The 17,709-nt window shown below is 68.1% G+C and carries 16 protein-coding genes; 13 read left to right on the top strand and 3 right to left on the bottom strand.

Annotated elements, in window-relative coordinates:
- Window positions 1-35: 35 nt before the first annotated feature.
- From STH_RS07800 to ltrA (STH_RS07820), 5 genes are all read left to right on the top strand, one after another.
- The gene (locus STH_RS07800) at window positions 36-1,049 is read left to right on the top strand and encodes an aspartate-semialdehyde dehydrogenase (protein ID WP_011195677.1); all 1,014 of its coding nucleotides are present in this window, start codon (window positions 36-38) and stop codon (window positions 1,047-1,049) included.
- Window positions 1,050-1,103: 54 nt separating this feature from the next.
- Complete coding sequence (gene dapG / locus STH_RS07805) at window positions 1,104-2,324, top strand: aspartate kinase (protein WP_011195678.1); 1,221 nt, start codon at window positions 1,104-1,106, stop codon at window positions 2,322-2,324.
- Between the two features lie 44 nt (window positions 2,325-2,368).
- A complete protein-coding gene (dapA, locus tag STH_RS07810; protein ID WP_011195679.1) occupies window positions 2,369-3,250 on the top strand; it encodes a 4-hydroxy-tetrahydrodipicolinate synthase in 882 nt (293 codons plus the stop codon).
- Between the two features lie 599 nt (window positions 3,251-3,849).
- Window positions 3,850-5,139: a group II intron reverse transcriptase/maturase gene (gene ltrA, locus STH_RS07815; protein ID WP_011194155.1), complete on the top strand. Its 1,290-nt coding sequence runs from the start codon at window positions 3,850-3,852 to the stop codon at window positions 5,137-5,139.
- Window positions 5,140-5,729: 590 nt separating this feature from the next.
- Window positions 5,730-7,019, top strand: coding sequence for a group II intron reverse transcriptase/maturase (gene ltrA, locus STH_RS07820; RefSeq protein WP_011195680.1), 1,290 nt, complete (start codon window positions 5,730-5,732; stop codon window positions 7,017-7,019).
- A gap of 127 nt (window positions 7,020-7,146) precedes the next feature.
- Here ltrA (STH_RS07820) and STH_RS07825 read toward each other — a convergent pair whose 3' ends face one another.
- Window positions 7,147-8,082, bottom strand: a complete 936-nt coding sequence (locus tag STH_RS07825; RefSeq protein ID WP_011195681.1) for a GNAT family N-acetyltransferase — start codon at window positions 8,080-8,082, stop codon at window positions 7,147-7,149.
- A gap of 14 nt (window positions 8,083-8,096) precedes the next feature.
- The gene (locus tag STH_RS07830) at window positions 8,097-8,414 is read right to left on the bottom strand and encodes a hypothetical protein (RefSeq protein WP_043713779.1); all 318 of its coding nucleotides are present in this window, start codon (window positions 8,412-8,414) and stop codon (window positions 8,097-8,099) included.
- Between STH_RS07830 and STH_RS19685 the strand changes: the two genes are divergently transcribed.
- From STH_RS19685 to STH_RS17125, 8 genes are all read left to right on the top strand, one after another.
- Complete coding sequence (locus STH_RS19685; protein WP_083766015.1) at window positions 8,413-8,901, top strand: DNA glycosylase AlkZ-like family protein; 489 nt, start codon at window positions 8,413-8,415, stop codon at window positions 8,899-8,901. The genes STH_RS07830 and STH_RS19685 overlap by 2 nt on opposite strands.
- Window positions 8,902-9,009: 108 nt before the next feature.
- Window positions 9,010-9,375 carry a VOC family protein gene (locus STH_RS07840; protein ID WP_011195684.1) on the top strand — a complete coding sequence of 122 codons (366 nt, stop codon included), beginning with the start codon at window positions 9,010-9,012 and terminating at the stop codon, window positions 9,373-9,375.
- Between the two features lie 405 nt (window positions 9,376-9,780).
- Window positions 9,781-11,457, top strand: a complete 1,677-nt coding sequence (locus STH_RS07845; protein WP_011195685.1) for a ribonuclease J — start codon at window positions 9,781-9,783, stop codon at window positions 11,455-11,457.
- Window positions 11,458-11,545: 88 nt separating this feature from the next.
- The gene (locus tag STH_RS07850; protein ID WP_043713783.1) at window positions 11,546-11,755 is read left to right on the top strand and encodes a hypothetical protein; all 210 of its coding nucleotides are present in this window, start codon (window positions 11,546-11,548) and stop codon (window positions 11,753-11,755) included.
- Window positions 11,756-11,853: 98 nt separating this feature from the next.
- On the top strand, window positions 11,854-12,636 hold the full coding sequence (locus STH_RS07855) for a ClpP family protease (protein ID WP_011195687.1): 783 nt from the start codon (window positions 11,854-11,856) through the stop codon (window positions 12,634-12,636).
- Window positions 12,633-12,869, top strand: coding sequence for a YlzJ-like family protein (locus STH_RS07860; protein WP_011195688.1), 237 nt, complete (start codon window positions 12,633-12,635; stop codon window positions 12,867-12,869). The genes STH_RS07855 and STH_RS07860 overlap by 4 nt, the downstream gene beginning before the upstream one ends.
- 159 nt (window positions 12,870-13,028) lie before the next feature.
- Window positions 13,029-13,484: a Fur family transcriptional regulator gene (locus STH_RS07865; RefSeq protein ID WP_011195689.1), complete on the top strand. Its 456-nt coding sequence runs from the start codon at window positions 13,029-13,031 to the stop codon at window positions 13,482-13,484.
- Between the two features lie 104 nt (window positions 13,485-13,588).
- A complete protein-coding gene (locus STH_RS17125) occupies window positions 13,589-16,336 on the top strand; it encodes a DNA translocase FtsK (RefSeq protein ID WP_070105447.1) in 2,748 nt (915 codons plus the stop codon).
- An 88-nt stretch (window positions 16,337-16,424) separates the two neighbouring features.
- Here STH_RS17125 and STH_RS07875 read toward each other — a convergent pair whose 3' ends face one another.
- The gene (locus STH_RS07875) at window positions 16,425-17,447 is read right to left on the bottom strand and encodes a hypothetical protein (protein WP_011195691.1); all 1,023 of its coding nucleotides are present in this window, start codon (window positions 17,445-17,447) and stop codon (window positions 16,425-16,427) included.
- Between the last annotated feature and the right edge of the window lie 262 nt (window positions 17,448-17,709).

Below are 17,709 nucleotides of genomic sequence, written 5' to 3' on the forward strand. Positions count from 1 at the left end.
GGAGGGCACGGGAAGCGGAGGTATGGAGGATGAGCATGAAGAACGTCGCTGTGGTCGGCGCAACGGGAGCCGTCGGCCAGGAACTCCTCTCCCTGCTGGAGGCCCGCAACTTCCCTGTAGGCCGGCTCCTGCCCCTGGCGAGCAGCCGCAGCGCCGGGTCCACCGTCTCGTTCCGGGGGGAGCGCCTCATGGTTCAGGAGGCGACCCCGGAGGCCTTTGCGGGTATGGACCTGGTCTTCTTCGCTGCGACCGGCTTGCTGTCCCGGGAGCTCGCGCCGGCGGCCGCCCGGGCGGGCGCGGTCGTCATCGACAAGTCGTCCACCTGGCGCATGGACCCCGAGGTGCCCCTGGTGGTGCCGGAGGTGAACCCCGAGGACCTGCGCAGGCACAAGGGCATCATCGCCAGTCCCAACTGCACCACGATCGGCCTGGTGATGGCGCTGAAGCCGCTCCACGACCTGGCGCGCATCACGCGGGTGATCGTCACCACCATGCAGGCCGTGTCGGGTACCGGCAAGGAGGCCATCGAGGAACTGGAGCAGCAGGTGCGGGCCTGGACGGAGGGGCACCGGGGGGAGCTGCCGCATACCGTCTACAAGCGGCAGATCGCGTTCAACGTACTGCCCTACGCCGAGACCTTCACGGAGAACCTCTACACGACCGAGGAGATGAAGCTTTCGGCGGAGACGCGGAAGATCATGGGCCTCCCGGACCTGCCGGTCACCATGACCTGTACGCGTGTGCCGGTCTTCGTCGGGCATTCGGAGTCGGTGCTGGTGGAGTTTGAGCGGAAGGTGACCCCCGCTGAGGCGCGCGAGGCCCTCAGCCGTTTCCCCGGCGTGCGGGTGGTCGACGATCCGCTGCAGTTCGTCTTCCCGACGGCCATCGACGCAGCCGGCACCGACGACACGCTGGTGGGCCGCATTCGCGAGGACCTGACCAACGAGAAGGGGCTCTGGCTCTGGATCGTCAGCGACAACCTGCGCAAGGGCGCGGCCACCAACGCGGTACAGATCGCAGAGAAGCTCCTGGAGATGCAGCTGATCTAGGCTGCGCCCGTGCCGGGTTCGTCGGATACCGGAAAGGAGTGACGGCGGCTCGGCATGCGGATCATCGTCCAGAAGTTCGGCGGCACCTCCGTGGCCACGCCGGAGGGCCGCGAGGCAGTAGTCCGCCGCGTGCGGCAGGCCCTGGACGACGGCTACGCGACGGTGGTCGTCGTCTCGGCCATGGGGCGCCAGGGCGACCCTTACGCCACCGACACGCTGATCCAGCTGGCGCAGTCGGCTGGGCCGGACCTGGCTCCCCGGGAGATGGACCTGCTGCTCTCCTGCGGCGAGATCATCTCCAGCGTACTCATGGCGGCGACGCTCACCGCCGCCGGCATCCCCGCCGTGGCCCTTACGGGCGGCCAGGCGGGCATCCAGACGGATGAGAACTACGGTAACGCGCAGATCGTGAAGGTCGATCCGGCCCCGGTGCTCAGCCGGCTGAAGGAGGGGCTGGTGGTGGTGGTGGCCGGCTTCCAGGGGGTGAACGCCGCCGGGGAGGTCACCACGCTGGGCCGCGGCGGCTCCGACACGACGGCCGCCGCGCTGGGCGGGGCCCTGCGGGCCGAGGTGGTGGAGATCTACACCGACGTCGACGGCGTCAAGACCGCGGACCCGCGCCTCGTCGCCGAGGCCCGGACGCTGTCGGTCACCACCTATGATGAAATCGCCCAGATGGCCCACTACGGCGCCAAGGTGGTCCACCCGCGGGCGGTGGAGATCGCGATGCAGCACCGGGTGCCGATCCGGGTGCGGTCGACCTTCAGCGACAACCCCGGAACGCTCATCACCTACAGCGCCGAGGCCGGCGTCATCTGGAGCGAGCCGTTCTCCGACCGGGTCGTCACCGCCGTGACCCACGTGGTCGGGCTCGCCCAGGTGGTGGTAAAGACCGGGCGCGACTGGGCCACCCCGCGGCTGTTCCGGCGGCTGGCCAACGCCGGCATCTCGGTGGACCTGATCTCAGTTTCCATGGAGTCCAGCGCGTTCTCAATTCCCGAGTCGCGGGCGGCCCAGGCGGAGATGATCCTGACCGAGCTGGGCCTCGTGGACCTGCAGGTGCGGCACGGCTGCGCCAAGGTCACCGTGGTGGGCTCCGGCATGCGCGGCCGCCCCGGCGTCATGGCCACGGTGGCCGAGGCGCTGTACGCGGCGGAGGTGCCGATCTGGCAGACGGCCGACTCCCACGTGACCATCTCCTGCCTGATCCCCGCCGCCGACGTGCAGCGGGCGGTACAGGCCCTCCACGACGCCTTCGAGCTGGGCCGGATCTGATGAGATGCGCTGTGAACGCCCGAATCTGATGAGGAGGGATTTTCGTGCCGACATTTGGACGGCTCCTGACCGCCATGGTGACTCCGATGACCCCCGACGGTGCGGTGGACTACCAGCGGGCGGGGGAGCTCGCGAAACACCTGGTGGCGGCGGGGTCCGAGGGCCTGGTGGTCTCCGGCACCACCGGCGAATCGCCCACGCTGTCGCACGAGGAGAAGCTGCGGCTGTTCGAGACCGTGGTCGACGCGGTGGGCGGCCAGGTGTCGGTCATCGCCGGAACCGGCTCGAACAACACCGCGGAGTCGATCCGCTTCTCGCGGGAGGCGGCGCGCACCGGCGTCCACGGCCTCCTGCTGGTCACGCCCTACTACAACAAGCCCCCGCAGGAGGGGCTCTACCGCCACTTCCGGGCCGTGGCCGAGGCGGTGGACCTTCCGTGCATCCTCTACAACGTGCCGTCGCGCACGTCGGTGAACATGCTGCCGGCCACCACGCTGCGCCTCGCCCGGGACGTGCCCAACATCGTCGGCATCAAGGAGTGTGCCGACGTGGGGCAGCTCGCCGACATTCTGTCCGGGGCGCCCGAAGGCTTCCGGGTCTGGTCGGGGGACGACGCCAACCTGCTCCCGTACCTGACCGTCGGCGCCTACGGCATCATCAGCGTCGCGTCCCACGTGGTCGGCCCGCAGATGCGGGAGCTGATCGACGCCTTCCTCGCCGGCGACACCGCCCGGGCCGCCGCCTGGCACCGGCGGCTCCTGCCGGTCTTCCGCGGGCTGTTCGCCGTCACGAACCCGATCCTGGTGAAGGCGGCCCTGCGGCTCACCGGCTTCCCGGTGGGGCCCGTCCGGCTGCCGCTGGTGGACGCGACGGAGGAGCAGGAGGAGGCCCTGCGGGAGGTGCTGGCGGAGGCGGGGGTGCTCTGAATACGGAAGAGGCCGTGGCCGGCAGGCCACGGCCTCGAATTCGGTGTGCCCGGCATGGGCGCTGACTTGGCGGTGAAAGTCCGCTACGGGCGAGGCAGCACCAGCCCGTTAGCCAAAGGCAAGGGTGTCCGTCGTGAGGCGGAATCTGAAGGAAGCCCGAGGCAAAGCCACGACCCGAGGAACACGAACCCCATAGGAGGCTGTGCCGCTCGGGTGAGCTGGCCGAACACAGCAAAACCCGAAGCTGCCAAAGGGCGGTGCGGTAGATGGGGCGGGTGCGGGGTGAAGGTCAGCGTTCTTACCCGGGGAGATCTGCCGGGAACGCCAGCAACGCTGGTAACCTGCGTCGGGAGACGCAGCTGAACCGGCAGAAGTCAGCAAAGGCCATAGTACCGGCAGGGGGACGCCCCAACCGGGAAGGGCCGAACGTCAGGAAAGGGGTGAACCCGTTGCGTTCGAGCAGCCCGCGACAAACGCAGAAGACCCCGAACGGGACCTGCTCGCCGGAGGTAGCGGTGAAGCCGCAAGGGACGGCGAGAGGGCGGAGTGGGCAGCCGGCACAAGACGGAACGTTACCCCGCGGGGAGCACAGCAACCTGATGGAGCAGGTGGTGGCCAGGGAGAACATGCTGGCCGCCCTGAAACGGGTGGAGCGGAACGGAGGCGCTCCCGGCGTGGACGGTGTCCCCACCGAACGGCTGCGGGACCAGATTCGCGTGGAGTGGAGCCGCATCCGTGAGGGACTGCTCCAGGGGACCTACAGACCGCAGCCAGTCCGCCGGGTCGAAATCCCGAAACCGGGCGGCGGCAAGCGGATGCTGGGGATTCCCACCGTGATGGACCGCCTGATCCAACAGGCACTCCTGCAAGTACTGACGCCGATCTTTGACCCGACATTCTCCGAATCCAGCTACGGCTTTCGGCCGGGGCGGCGGGGTCATGATGCGGTCAGGAAGGCACGTCAGTACGTGGAGGAAGGGTACGACTGGGTCGTGGACATGGACCTGGAGAAGTTCTTCGACCGGGTCAACCACGACGTGCTGATGGCCCGCGTGGCGCGGCGGGTAACGGATAAGCGTGTGCTGCGGCTGATCCGGCGGTACTTACAGGCTGGGGTCATGCTGAACGGGGTAGTCGTGGCGACGGAGGAAGGGACGCCGCAGGGCGGTCCGCTGAGCCCGCTGCTGGCGAACATCCTGCTGGATGACCTCGACAAGGAGCTGGAGCGCCGCGGGCACCACTTCGTCCGGTACGCCGATGACTGCAACATCTACGTCCGCAGCAAGCGGGCGGGAGAACGGGTCTACAGGAGCGTGCGCCACTTCCTGCAGGAGCGGTTACGGCTGAAGGTCAACGAGGAGAAGAGCGCAGTGGACCGGCCGTGGAAGCGGCAGTTCCTCGGGTTTAGTTTCTACAAGCACCGGGGAGTGCGCATCCGGCTGGCCCCGAAGAGCCTGAAGCGCGTGAAGGACAAGCTCCGCACGCTGACGGACCGCAACCGCAGCCAGAGCATGGAGGACCGAATCCGGCGCCTGAATGCTTACTTGCGGGGCTGGGTTGGGTACTATGCGCTCTCCGATGCCAGGTCAGCCTTTGAAAGACTCGAAGGATGGCTGAAGCGTCGGCTGCGAGCATGCGTATGGAAGCAGTGGAAGCGTGTACGCACGCGCTTTCGGGAGTTGCGCGCCCTCGGTTTGCCCGAATGGGTAGTCCACCAACTCGCCAACAGCCGCAAAGGCCCGTGGCGGATGGCAGGTGGCCCACTAAACAGCGCCCTGGGCGACGCCTACTGGCGTGCCCAGGGGCTGATAAGCCTGACCGAATGCTATGAAGCGACTCGTCAATCCTGGCGAACCGCCGGATGCGGACCCGCATGTCCGGTGGTGTGAGAGGACGGGGGCTAGCCGCCCCCTCCTACTCGATTGCGCCCGGCATGGGCGCTGACTTGGCGGTGAGAGTCCGCTGCGGGCGAGGCAGCACGAGCCCGCTAGCCAAAGGCAAGGGTGTCCGTCGCGAGGCGGAATCTGGAGGAAGCCGGAGGCAAAGCCACGACCCGAGGAACACGAACCTCATACGAGGCTGTGCCGCCTGGGTGAGCTGGCGAACCACAGCAAAACCCGAGGCTGCCAAAGGGCGGTGCAGTAGATGGGGCGGGTGCGGGGCGAAGGTCAGCGTCCTTACCCGGGGAGGTCTGCCGGAAAACGCCAGCAACGCTGGTAACCCGGGCCGAGAGGCCCGGCTGAACCGGCAGAAGTCAGCAAAGGCCATAGTACCGGCAGGGGGACGCCCCGACCGGGAAGGGCCGAACGTCAGGAGAGGGGTGAACCCGTTGCGTTCGAGCAGCCCGCGACAAACGCAGAAAACCCCGCACGGGGCCTGCTCGCCGGAGGTAGCGGTGAAGCCGCAAGGGACGGCGGGAGGGCGGAGTGGGCAGCCGGCACAAGGCGGAGCGTCACCCCGCGGGGAGCAAGGCAACCTGATGGAGCAGGTGGTGGCCAGGGAGAACATGCTGGCCGCCCTGAAACGGGTGGAGCGGAACGGAGGCGCCCCAGGCGAGGACGGTGTCCCCACCGAACGGCTGCGGGACCAGATCCGCGCGGCGTGGGAGCGCATCCGTGAGGAACTGCTCCGGGGGACCTACAGACCGCAGCCAGTCCGCCGGGTCGAAATCCCGAAACCGGGCGGCGGCAAGCGGATGTTGGGTATTCCCACCGTGATGGACCGCCTGATCCAGCAGGCACTCCTGCAAGTACTGACACCAATCTTTGACCCGACATTCTCCGAATCCAGCTACGGCTTCCGGCCGGGGCGGCGGGGTCATGACGCGGTCAGGAAGGCACGTCAGTACGTGGAGGAAGGGTACGACTGGGTCGTGGACATGGACCTGGAGAAGTTCTTCGACCGGGTCAACCACGACGTGCTGATGGCCCGCGTGGCACGGCGGGTAACGGATAAGCGTGTGCTGCGGCTGATCCGGCGGTACTTACAGGCTGGGGTCATGCTGAACGGGGTAGTCGTGGCGACGGAGGAAGGGACGCCGCAGGGCGGTCCGCTGAGCCCGCTGCTGGCGAACATCCTGCTGGATGACCTCGACAAGGAGTTGGAGCGCCGCGGGCACCACTTCGTCCGGTACGCCGATGACTGCAACATCTACGTCCGCAGCAAGCGGGCGGGAGAACGGGTCTACAGGAGCGTGCGCCACTTCCTGCAGGAGCGGTTACGGCTGAAGGTCAACGAGGAGAAGAGCGCAGTGGACCGGCCGTGGAAGCGGCAGTTCCTCGGGTTTAGTTTCTACAAGCACCGGGGAGTGCGCATCCGGCTGGCCCCGAAGAGCCTGAAGCGCGTGAAGGACAAGCTCCGCACGCTGACGGACCGCAACCGCAGCCAGAGCATGGAGGACCGAATCCGGCGCCTGAATGCTTACTTGCGGGGCTGGGGTGGGTACTATGCGCTCTCCGATGCCAGGTCAGCCTTTGAAAGACTCGAAGGATGGCTGAAGCGTCGGCTGCGAGCATGCGTATGGAAGCAGTGGAAGCGTGTACGCACGCGCTTTCGGGAGTTGCGCGCCCTCGGTTTGCCCGAATGGGTAGTCCACCAACTCGCCAACAGCCGCAAAGGCCCGTGGCGGATGGCAGGTGGCCCACTAAACAGCGCCCTGGGCAACGCCTACTGGCGTGCCCAGGGGCTGATAAGCCTGACCGAATGTTATGAAGCGACTCGTCAATCCTGGCGAACCGCCGGATGCGGACCCGCATGTCCGGTGGTGTGAGAGGACGGGGGCTAGCCGCCCCCTCCTACTCGATTCTCAGAGCTGTCCCCGGCAGTGCGATCGGCACGAGGGACGGCCCCCGCACGCACGTGCTTCAGGGAGAGACAGGCGAGCGCACGGGACGGGATCAGGGTGCGCGCCGGAAGGTCACCCAGCACGGCGCGGGCCGGAACGGGAACGCCTCCATCTGGATCATTGCCCAGGGGTCGGTGCTGTCGAACTCGCCCTTCAGCGCCGGGAGTCCCCGTCGGTGCGCAGCCAGGACCTGCCTGCGGGTGAGCGCCAGGATCAGGTCGCGCTCGTGCGCCCGGTGGCCTGCCGCGACGCCCCGCCAGGAGAGGATGAGCCCGGCGTCGGGGTCTGGGTGCGCGGCGCTCATAGCGACCGGCCGTCCGTGCCGGAGGGCGATGAAGCTGGCCTCCGGGTCCGGCGGGTCCCGGCGGAGGAGGTCCGTCCACCCGTCCGCGTCCATGGTCCGGGGCGGGTTCGGGCCGTGGGTCGCCGTGTAGACCTCCGCCAGCAGGGGTGCCAGTTGCCGGAGCCCGTCGGACGCAGCCTGCAGGTCAGCCAGCGGGACGATCGCGTAACCCAGCGCGGCGCAGCGGCTCTCGCAGTCCGCGTGGAGGTCCTCCTGCGGGTCCCCCAGCGGCAGCTCGGGCTCCCAGGTGCGCCGCACCTCCGTGAAGCCGTGGCGCCTGGCGAAGCGCATGCCGGATTCGCTGTGCTCCCAGGTGGAGCCCTGCAGGGGGAGACGGCCGGGGCTACGCTGCGCCAGCGCCATCAAGAGCCGCGTGCCCAGCCCCCGGCGCCCGAACCGCGGGTGCACGTTGATCCCCACGTACAGGGCGTGTGGATGAAACGGGTTGGTCCAGGCGGAGCCGAATCCGACAAGCGTTCCGCCTTCGTCGGCCACCAGCGTGCGCAGGAAGCCGCCTTGTGCCGTCGGGGCGCTGGCGCCGAAGCGGTAATACTGCACGGTCCACGTGTCCTGGCCCCAGATCTGCCGAAGGAGGTCCTGCAGGGTGGGGGCGTCCTCGGGTCGGTAGTCGCGAATCTGCGCCACGGCCAGCGCCTCCTTTACTGCTGGTTGACCCTGTGCACCGTGCCGAAGGCAGAGACGAAGAGCACGGTGCGCCGGTGGTGTTCCGGCAGGTCCGCCGGGAGAAGTCCGCAGGCGTACTCAAGCTCCACCCGCCAGCCGAACGGGACGCGCTCAGCCCCCACCGAGCCGCAGCCCTGGCAGTTGATCCCGCAGCCGTCTACCACGCCGGTCCAGCCTGACGTGAAGGAGGCCTCCGCCCGCTGCTGCGCCGCGTCCGCGCTGAGCCACGGCGCCCAGTAGAGCGCCGGGGCGCAGGCCAGCAGGATCAACAGTCCCAGTCCGATCTTCCGCATGGCGGAGCCTCCCTTCGCCATAAAGACGGGCCGTCCGTCCCCGCGGTTCACGGGCGGGGCCGGCATAGGGGCCACCCCGGCGTTACTGCCATCGTGGCCGCGGCACCGTGGGCTGAGGAGCCCGTCGGGCACACGGCCGGCTTTCACGTGGCATCGTCTGGCTGCTCCCCGCCGGGGCGGCCGCCGCAGGGGGGTCGCCGAAGGATGCTCGGCTTTCCGGCGGGAGGACCTGGATCAGGCCCTCTCTGCACGCAGGCTGGTCAAGCCGATGCTGATGCGGTCCACCCTGCACATCGTCAGCGCCTGCGACTACCTGCGCATCCGGCAGGCGCTGCAGCCCGTCCTGTCCCGGGACCAGTTCTATTGTAGCCGTGACGCCCAGCGAGAACAGGATGATCCAAAGCCAGCCCTGTGTGTGCACCTGATGCAGCGCGAAGATCCGGCGCCGTTTCCGACCCTGCATGGGCATATGCGCATCCGGCAGTAGGCAGAGGAGCCGGCCCGTGTTACGGTGACGGTGACTCGGGCGGCGGTCCCGGTCGCCGCAGGGGGCGCTCCCGGACCGCCGCCAGGGCGGGGGAGTGAGGTGACGCGCATGCTCGTCGGGCTGCACCATGTGCTGATCGCCGCACCGCCGGGGTGCGAGGAGGAGGCCAGGGCCTTTTACGGCGGCCTGCTCGGACTGCCGGAGATTCCGAAGCCCGCCGGCCTCCGGGAGCGGGGCGGCGTCTGGTTCCGCTGCGGCGGGCAGGAGGTCCACGTAGGGGTGGAGGAGGACTTCCGCCCGGCGCGCAAGGCGCACCCGGCCTTCCTCGTGCAGGATCTCGACGGGTTGCGGCAGCGCCTTGTCAACCGGGGCATCCCGGTGACCGACGACGTGCCGCTCCCCGGCTGCCGGCGGTTTCACACGCGTGACCCGTTCGGCAACCGGCTGGAGTTCCTGCAGCCGTGTCCGTCCTGAAAGACACCGTGCTGTGAAACAAGCATGGTCCCGGCGATGAGCCCATCGTCTGTTCGGGCCGACTGCCGCTGTCGCGCGGCGGTCGGCTTGTCTGCGATTTATGGCACCTTCGCTTGTAACCGCATAGGCTTTTGGGTATAATCCGAAGGAAGGTCTGTTGAACGGCGAACCGGGAGAAGAGAACGGCGGCCGGCCAGGAGTGCCCCTCGCACCGGGACGGCGGTGGTGCGTTGCGGCCACGGTCGCCTCAACCCCAGCGGTTGCTCTTCCTCCTGCCCCCCGGATCAGTCTCGGCGCGGCGCGCCGCGGTGCGGCCGTTGTGGCCATGATGGCGGGGGCTTGTTTTGCTGTGCAATCATTCTACAAACGACCCCAGAGGGTCTGACAAAGGGGGAACCAGATCGTTTGGCGCGCCACCGCGGAAAGACGGAGAAGCTGTATGTAATTCCTCTGGGAGGACTTGGTGAGATCGGCAAGAACTGCATGGTCGTCCAGTACGGCGACGACATCATCGTCATCGATGCCGGTCTCGCGTTCCCGGAGGAGGAGATGCTCGGCATCGATATCGTGATCCCGGATTTCACCTACCTCCTGGAGAACCGGGAAAAGGTCCGCGGAATCCTGATCACGCATGGTCACGAAGACCATATCGGCGCCGTTGCCTATCTGCTCCGCAACATCAACATCCCGGTCTACGCGACCCGCCTGACGCTCGGCCTCATCGAGGGCAAGCTGGCGGAGATGGGGATGAAGCTGCCCGCCGAGTCGAAGGCGGTCCGGGCCGGGGACCAGGTGAAGCTGGGTCCCTTCACCTGCGAGTTCATCCGGGTCAACCACTCCATTCCCGACGCTTGTGCGATCGCCGTCACCACACCCGTCGGGACGATCCTGCACACCGGCGACTTCAAGTTCGACCAGACCCCCATCGACGGCGAGTTCGCCGACTACCGGCGGCTCACCGAGCTGGGCAAGAGGGGCATCCTCGCCCTGCTGTCCGACTCCACCAACGCCGAGAGGCCGGGCTACACGCCCTCCGAACGGTCCGTCCGCCCGAACATGGAGCGGGTGTTCCGGGAGGCGAAGGGGCGGATCCTCATGGCGACGTTCGCCTCGAACGTGCACCGGATTCAGCAGGCGATCGAGCTGGCGGCCGAGATGGGCAAGAAGGTCGCGGTGGTCGGCCGTTCCATGGAGAACACGGTGCGGATCGCGTTGGAGCTGGGGTACCTCAACGTGCCTGAAGGCACGATGGTCACCGTGGACGAGCTGCGGCGCGTGCCGCTGAACCAGCAGGTCATCCTGACCACCGGTTCCCAGGGCGAGCCGATGGCCGCGCTGAGCCGCATGGCGGTCAACGACCACAAGGCGATCGAGCTTTACCCCGGCGACACGGTGCTGTTCGCGGCCACGGCCATCCCCGGCAACGAGAAGTCCGTCGCCCGTACGGTGAACAACCTCTACCGGCGGGGTGCGGAGGTCATCTACGACCGCAGCGCCGGCGTGCACGTGTCCGGGCACGCGAGCCAGGAAGAGCAGAAGCTCATGATCAACCTGACCCGGCCCAAGTTCTTCGTGCCGATCCACGGCGAGTACCGGATGCTGCTGAAGCACAAGCAGCTCGCGGAGGCGTGCGGCATCCCCAGCGAGAACATCCTGATCGGCGAGAACGGGACGATCTTCGAGTTCACCCGCAACTCGGCGCAGATCACCGGCAAGGTGACCTCGGGGCAGGTGCTGGTGGACGGCCTCGGCGTCGGCGATGTGGGCAACATTGTGCTGCGCGACCGCAAGCAGCTGGCCCAGGAAGGCATCCTGATTGTCGTCGTGGCGGTGGACCGGGAGGAAGGGACGATCGTCGGCGGGCCGGACATGGTCAGCCGGGGCTTCGTCTACGTCCGGGAGTCCGAGGGGCTGCTGGACGAGGCCAAGGAGCGGGTCAAGCGCGCCCTGGCCGACCAGATGCAGCGCGGCCTGCCGGAATGGGCGGTTCTGAAGAGCTCCATCCGCGACGTGCTCTCCAAGTACCTCTACGACAAGACGCACCGCCGGCCGATGATCCTTCCCATCATCATCGAGATCTAGCGGTGGGGCTGTAGTTGACGAAAACCGGGCATTCTATTGGGGCGAGGGCGACCTCGCCCCAACTCGTCGTCCAGGGGGTGTGAACCGCATGCCGAACTTCCGCGAGTGGACCCCGTCGGAGATCATGGCGCAGATGCCGGAGGCCCGCTCCGTCCTGGCCAAGCATTTCGGCAGGGAGGGGATCAGCACGGCATCCGGGTTCCGGCTGCGGGACCTGGCCCGACAGAAGGACGTGGAACTGAGCGACGTCATCCGGGACCTGAACGACGTCGCGCGGGCCACGGGCATGCCCTGGTAAGGCGGCGCGAGAGTGCAGAGGCGGCACGTGCCGCGGCGGATGTTTGCCCGGGCGCGGGCGGATACTACCCCTGAGGAGTGTGACCGCTGGTGTTCAACATGCAAGACGCCCCGCCCCAACCCATCCCCGGCGTGTCGCCGGGGCCGGACCCTGCGATCCCTGCGCAGACCCCGGCGCCTTCCCCGGTGGTGGCCCGTTCCCCCAAGAACGCGCCCCTGGAGAACCTGGAGGCCATCGGCACGACCAGCGTGCCCCAGGTCTCGCCCAACATCCACCTGCTGACCATCATCGGCCAGGTCGAGGGGCACCTGGCCCTGCCACCCCAGAACAAGACGACCAAGTACGAGCACATCATCCCGCAGCTGGTGGCGGTCGAGCAGAGCCCGGAGATTGAGGGGCTGCTCCTGGTGCTCAACACGGTGGGCGGCGACGTGGAAGCGGGGCTGGCCATTGCGGAGATGGTCGCCAGCCTGTCCAAGCCCTCGGTCTCGCTGGTCCTGGGCGGCGGTCACTCCATCGGCGTGCCGATCGCGGTCAGCACCACGTACTCCTTCATCGCCGCCACCGCCACGATGACGATCCACCCGATCCGGCTGACCGGTCTTGTGATCGGGGTGCCGCAGACCTACGAGTACCTGGACAAGATGCAGGACCGGGTCGTCCGCTTCGTGGTGAGCAACTCCCGGATCAGCGAGGAGCGGTTCCGGGAGCTGATGTTCCGCACGGGGGAGCTGGCCCGGGACGTGGGCACGGTCGTGGTCGGGCCCGACGCGGTGCGGGAGGGGCTGATCGATGAGGTGGGCGGCCTCTCCGACGCCGTGGCCAAGCTGAACCAGCTGATTGCGGAGCGGAAGCGGACGAGGCCGGGGGTGATCCAGTGACCGAATGCGGTCCGGTCGTCCTCTGGTCGGTCGTCCCGGTCGAGGTGATCCTGGCCGGCGCGGAGGCCGGCGTTCCGCCGCTCCGGGAGGTGCGGGTGGACGGCCGGCTGGTTCTGGTCGCGGCCGGGGCGGACGGGCGGGGTACCGTGGTGCGGTTGATCTCGGGGCAGGCCCAGGACTACCTGGATGCACGCTTCCAGCCTGGCGCGACGGTGATGCTGGAGCGGGGCTAGACGGCGGAACCGGGTAGACCGGCCTGCTCTTTCGCGCGGGTGCCCCTTGTATTTAGAATGATTCTCGTTTACCATGAGAAATGGATTGGTCGGGAGAAGGAATCCAGCGCTTCTCGCCCGAAGTGTGCAGGGGAAGGGCTGGAGAAAGAGGTGAGCAGAATGGCCCTGATGTTGAAGGACGTTTATACCAGACTGCTGGAGCGCGGCCACAAACTGACGCCCCAGCGCTGGGCGATTATCGCCATCTTCTTGATGAACAGAGGGCGCCACCTCTCCGCCGACGATGTCTTCGCCATGCTGCGGGAGACGCACCCGAGCAACGGGATCGCCACCGTGTACCGCACCCTGGAGCTGCTGGAGGAAATCGAGGTCCTCAAGAAGGTGGACTTCGGCGACGGCCGGGCCAGGTACGAGATCCGCGACGACGACAGCCCGCACCATCACCACCTCGTCTGCCAGAAGTGCGGCAAGATCACCGAGTTCGAGGACGACCTGCTGATCGCCCTGGAGGAGGCCATCCACCGGAAGACGGGGTTCCAGATCACCGAACACGTGGCGAAGTTCTACGGCGTCTGCGCGGAGTGCCAGCAGGCGGCAGAGAGTGCCAGCGGATAAGATAATGTACATGAGGGCCGGTCGCAGCGCTGCGCACCGGCCCTTTCGCGTGTGGTATAATGAAACCATGTTATCCAACCTTTGGCGATTCGGAGGGGTCGAGTGTGGCGCAGCGACGGTCTGCCGGGAAGGCAGGAAAGGAGGGTCCTGGCGGGACGGGACTTCACCAGGAGGTGCGCGGCCTCCTGATCGCCGCCGTTGGGGCGTGGTTCCTGCTGTCGCTGGCCGGCAAGGGCGGGGGCGCTCTGGGCGACCTGCTGAGCCTCGGCCTCAGGGCCCTGGCCGGGGAGGTTGGCGCCTGGGTGCTGTCAGCCCTGCTGGTCTGGCTCGGGCTGTACCTGATCTACCTGCGCTACCACCGGCGCCCGTTTCAGTTGGGGCGGCAGGGCTGGGGCCTCTTGCTGCTCCTGCTCGCCTTCGAGCTGGTCGTGCAGCTGGTGACGCAGGGGCACGTTCCCGGAGGGGGTGACCTGGAGAACGCGCGGAGGGGTCTGGGAGGCGGGCTGATCGGCCTTGGCCTGGCCGTCCCGCTCACGCGCGCGTTCGGCGAGGCGGGGCGGTGGGTCTTTGTCGCGACCGCCGCGCTGATTGGCCTGGTGCTGAACACCGGGCTGTCGCTGGGAGCCGTGCTCGAGTGGCTGAAGGCCCGGTTCATCGCCGGCGCCCGGGGCGCCAGGGAGATGGCCGACGACCTGGTGGAGCTCGTGAAGCCGCAGCCGGGCGAGGCGGAGGCGCTGGCCGACGAGCACCCCCGCCGCCGGCGCCAGGCGGCGACGGAGGAACTGAATACCATCGGCGACCTCCGGCGGCAGCAGGGGCCGGACGCGGGGGAAGAGGGTCCGATCCCGATCATCCGGCAGCCCGGCGGGGCGACCGGCGCCGAGACAGCCGGTGTGCTCGCGGAGGACCTCGCCGACGGCGCCGTCGGCGGCCCCCCGGGCGGGGCACCGGGGGTCTCCGCTGCGGGGCTGGCCTCCGCAGGTCACGGTCCCGGGCAGTTCGCCGCGTCGGGCCGCGAGTCCCCCTCCGGCAGCTGGAGCGGCGGTGACGGAGTTGTCCCTGGCGCCGGCGAAACGGTCGCCGACGCAGGTGGAGCTGACCCTGGCGCCAACGGAACGTGGCTTGGCGCCAACGGAACGTGGCCTGGCGCCGACGGGGCGTTGCCTGGCGCCCCGGGGGCGGACGGCGGCGCTGCGAGCGCGGGCTCGCCCGGGAACCGCCCCCCGGCCGGGCAGACGGCCGCAGGTACGGCAGCTGCGGCCGGCGGGGCTGCCTCGTCAGGCGTGGCGGCGGCCGCAACCCTGGTACAGGGCGACAAGGGGCAGCTGGCCATCGATCCCGAGAAGCTGGGCAGGCCCTATCAGCTACCGCCCATTTCCCTGCTTTCCAAGCCGCAGCACAAGGGTCAGCAGAGCCATGAGGACCACCTGGCGCAGGCACAGCTGTTGGAGCGCACCCTGGCCAGCTTCGGCGTGGAGGCGCGCGTGGTGGAGATCAGCCCGGGCCCTTCGGTGACCCGGTACGAGCTGCAGCCCGGCCCGGGCGTGCGGGTGAACAAGTTCACCTCGCTGTCCGACGACATCGCCCTGGCCCTGGCCGCGGAGGAGGTGCGCATCGAAGCGCCCATCCCGGGCAAATCCGCGGTGGGCATCGAGGTGCCCAACAAGGTGCGGCTCCCGGTTCACCTGCGCGAGGTGATGGAGACGCCGGCCTGGCTCAACGCGGCGTCCAGGCTGTCCGTGGCCTTCGGCAAGGATCAGGCGGGCAACCCGGTGGTCGGGGACCTGGCGAAGATGCCCCACCTGTTGATCGCGGGTTCGACCGGATCCGGCAAGTCGGTCTGCATGAACACCATCATCTGTTCGCTGCTGTTCAAGGCCCGGCCGGACGAGGTCAAGATGATGATGATCGACCCCAAGATGGTCGAGCTGTCGATCTACAACGGCATTCCCCACCTCATGGCGCCGGTGATCACGGACGCAAAGCAGGCCGCGGGCTACCTGAAGGGCGCCGTGAAGGAGATGGAGAGCCGGTACGAGCTCTTCGCCGCCCTGGGCGTGCGGAACATCACCCAGTACAACCAGCTGGTGCGGGACGATCCCGGACCGGACCCAGAGCACCCGCGGCAGCCGCTGCCCTATGTGGTGATCTTCGTGGACGAGCTCGCGGACCTCATGATGGTGGCGCCGGTGGACGTGGAGGACGCCATCTGCCGCCTGGCCCAGATGGCCCGGGCATGCGGCATGCACCTGGTCATAGCCACCCAGTCGCCCCGGGTCGACGTGATCACCGGGCTGATCAAAGCCAACATCCCGTCGCGCATCGCCTTCGCCGTCTCGTCCCAGGTGGACTCCCGCGTGATCCTGGATTACGCCGGCGCCGAGCGGCTTCTGGGCAAGGGCGACATGCTCTACCACCCCGCCGGGCACTCGAAGGCCATGCGGGTGCAGGGGGCCTTCATCCACGAGCGGGAGATCGACCAGATCGTCAAGTTCGTCAAGGCGCAGGGGCAGCCCACGTACACCGCGAAGGAAGTGGAGGTGGAGGCCGCGTCCCGCCGCGGCCACGGCTCGGGCGAGCGGGAGTCGACCTCGGCCCTGGACGAGGCGTTCCCGGAGGCCTGCCGCGTCGTCGTCGAGCACGGCCAGGCATCGGTCTCGCTGCTGCAGCGCCGGCTGCGCTGCAACTACACCAAGGCGGCGCGCCTGATCGACATGATGGAGGAGCGGGGCTTCATCGGCCCCCACCAGGGCTCCAAGCCCCGGGAGGTGTACCTGACCATGCCCCAGTGGCAGGAGCTGTTCGGCAACGCCGCGGCGCGCGAGGAGGTGGCCTCGGCAGGCGAGGAGTAGCCGGTTCTGCCCCGGCTGGCGCACGCCCGCCGTGGACGGATGGGGTGGGCCGGATCGGCCCGGCCGGACAGGCAGCGTTGACTCCTCTCTATCCGGCTCTCGTGACTTCGGAGACCGCCTTGCGGTACGCGGCGGTCTCCTTCTCGAGTAGCTCGTAGAGGTGCGGGGCCGCACACGGTTGGGAGGTTACGGGCACACCGGCTTCCTGCAGCAGTTGGGCCAGCCGCGGGAAGGTGAGGTCCTGCGCCCTTACCTCGATCAGGCGGATGCCCAGTTCGGCGCTCCGCTGCCGTTTCAGATGATCCCTTTCCTGCTGGGCCCGGAACTGCGCCTCATCCGGGTACAGGGCCGTGGGCCCGTCGTGTTGCGGGCCCTGGAACTCGATGGCCACGCGGCTCCTGGGCAGGAGGATGTCGTACTGCAGGCGGGCGCCGGTCCTGGGGTTGACCAGGCCCCACGGTTGGGCGTTGCAGATGATGATGTCCTCCCTGACGATCAGGGAGACCATGTATGTCGCGTACAGCTGGCCGATGGAGTCGCCGATGCGCTTCTCGGCCAGCTTCTTCGCCCTCTGGAACAGGTTCAGGTCCGCCTGTCGGCGCTCATGGTGCGGGTTGGCCGGCTGCACGAGGAAGCGCTTCCTGCGGGCCTCTCGGTGGGCCTTGCCCCGGAGCCAGCCCTTCTGAAGCAGCAGCCTGACGTATTTTGCCACCGTGTTCCGGGAGTAGCGGGTGCAGCGAACCAGCTCGGCATACGAGAAGCCGTCCTTCAGCTGGGTGATCGCACCCCAGACCAGTTTGGCAGCGGCCGGCAGCCCGCGGTCACAGATCAGGTCCACCGGCAGCCGAAATGCCGGCCGCCCGTCCTTCCAGATCGCGTGGCAGGTAAGGGAGTATCGGCCGCGCCGATATTCCAGCCAACCGGTCCGACTTAACTCCCGTAGGTACTTCAGAATGGAGTTCTGGGCGAGACCGGTCCTGGCGCGCAGCTGCTTGAACGATACCGGCTCCTTCCTGACCGTGCGCAGGTAGCACCAGAACATCTTCGCCCCTTCGGACAGATGCCGGGTGCGAATCAGCGCATCCGGCACGCTGATGCCGGGGGAAAACACGCTCGCTCACCTCAGAACATCCATTCGCCGACCGAACAGCAATATCCTCCTTGCCCGGAAGAAAATAGCAGATTGACTCCTGCCATTACGTGACCTGAGGGGGCTGTCCGAGGGGGGGCCGCGGTCCCCGTCAGGGCCGCCTCAGGATCACCTCGTCGCACACGAACTCGTCCACGCTGAGCGGCCTGCACGGGCGGGGGACGTCGATGGTGATCCGCTGCACGTCGTCCGTCGTCCACCGCGCGGCCACTTCAGCCTCCCG

Source organism: Symbiobacterium thermophilum IAM 14863 (assembly GCF_000009905.1).
GTDB lineage: Bacteria > Bacillota > Sulfobacillia > Symbiobacteriales > Symbiobacteriaceae > Symbiobacterium > Symbiobacterium thermophilum.